The sequence below is a fragment of the Desulfonatronum sp. SC1 genome, assembly GCF_003046795.1.
Taxonomy (GTDB): domain Bacteria; phylum Desulfobacterota; class Desulfovibrionia; order Desulfovibrionales; family Desulfonatronaceae; genus Desulfonatronum.
In genome coordinates this window covers 1-595 of sequence record NZ_PZKN01000085.1, presented here as the reverse complement: position 1 = coordinate 595, position 595 = coordinate 1, and the positions used below count along the sequence as shown (strand labels likewise).

General features: G+C 44.7%; 1 protein-coding gene. It reads right to left on the bottom strand.

Features of this window, described 5'->3' with window-relative positions:
* Positions 1-595, bottom strand: a 595-nt coding sequence (locus C6366_RS20825) for a carbamoyl-phosphate synthase domain-containing protein (protein ID WP_199221573.1), incomplete at both ends; no start/stop codon positions are given.

The following is a 595-nucleotide window of genomic DNA, read 5'->3' as shown; positions in this document are numbered from 1 at the left end:
TATAACAAGTGTCGGTACCAACTTTACGTACCGGATGGTTATGTGCCCTATGCCCGTATTTAAGCTTATGCGTTGATCCTCCGGCAGCAATTCCCATCAGCTGATTTCCCAAACAAATACCGAAAATTGGTTTATCTCCTTGCAGTGCTTTTTTAATATTCTCAATGGTTTGCGTGTATACCGCAGGGTTACCCGGGCCGTTTGAAAGCATTATGCCATCGTAATCATCTTTGGTAAAATCATAATCCCATGGCACACGAACAACAGTGGTGTCTCTTTTGAGCAGACATCTGAGAATGTTGTACTTGGCCCCGGTATCTACCAAAACAATTTTGTGCTTACCATTACCATACACCTGAGGCTCTGTTGTGCAAACCATAGCGGCAAGGTTGTCATTGTCGGGGTTGTAGAAAGCAACATCCTCACCCTCTACCACAATTTTACCAAGAAGCGGCCCTTTGTCGCGCAGCAGTTTGGTGAGTTCGCGTGTATCGATGTCAAAGATACCGGGAACTTCATTCTGAACAAGCCATTCACTGAGACTGTGTCCGGCATTCCAATGGCTGAACTCAAATGAGTAGTCAGATACAATTAA